This is a genomic window from Mitsuaria sp. TWR114 (genome assembly GCF_007997345.1).
The window spans coordinates 1-696 of the sequence record NZ_VOSR01000566.1 but is presented as its reverse complement, the minus strand read 5'-3'; the positions used below and the strand labels follow the sequence as shown (position 1 = coordinate 696).

Here is a 696-nt window from a genome sequence, read left to right as displayed (position 1 = left end):
GCGCTGGCGGTCGGCTTCGGCGGCGTTCGGCGCGAAGGGGCCGACGAAGCCGTACTCGGAGATGACCAGCGCCTTCTCCGGATAGTTCTTCTGGATGAAGTCCAGCCAGGGCTCGACCTGCTCGGCGGCGCCGCTCCAGCTGCCGAAGTAGGCGTTGGCCATGAGGAAGTCGGCCTCGTGCAGCGCGGCGTTGTCGCGCCAGGGCGCGATGCTCACGTCGGAGTCCGCGAAGGTGAAGAAGCGCGCGGGATCCAGCCGGCGGACCGCCGCCTTCATGCGCCGCACGTAGTCCAGGCCGCCGGGCAGGCGCGTGTCGCTCTCGTTGCAGACGCTCCACGCGAAGATGCTGGCGTGGTTGCCGTCCGCGGCGATCATCTCGCCCAGCATGCGCTCGGCCAGGGCCTGCACGCGCGGGTCCTTCAGCTGCGCCTCGCTGAACTGCCACACCGGGATCTCCGGCACCAACAGGATGCCGTGGCGATCGGCATAGTCGAGCACCGCGGGCGGCTGCGGATAGTGCACCGGCCGCGTCAGCGTCGTGTGCAGCGCGCGCAGGTCATCCCAGTCATGCAGGATGCTGCCGCGGGTCTCGGCCAGGCCTTCCCACGGCGTGTCCTCGTGGCGCGTCAGGCCGGTCAGCCGCACCGGGCGATCGTTGACCCAGAGCTTGCGGTCGCGCAGCTCGATGCGGCGCAG

Annotated in this window: 1 protein-coding gene; it reads right to left on the bottom strand. The window is 70.4% G+C overall.

Translation table 11 applies throughout. The features are described 5' to 3' along the window. A partial coding sequence (locus FUT87_RS19520) for a glycoside hydrolase family 2 TIM barrel-domain containing protein (RefSeq protein WP_222617208.1) occupies positions 1–696 on the bottom strand: 696 nt, incomplete at both ends.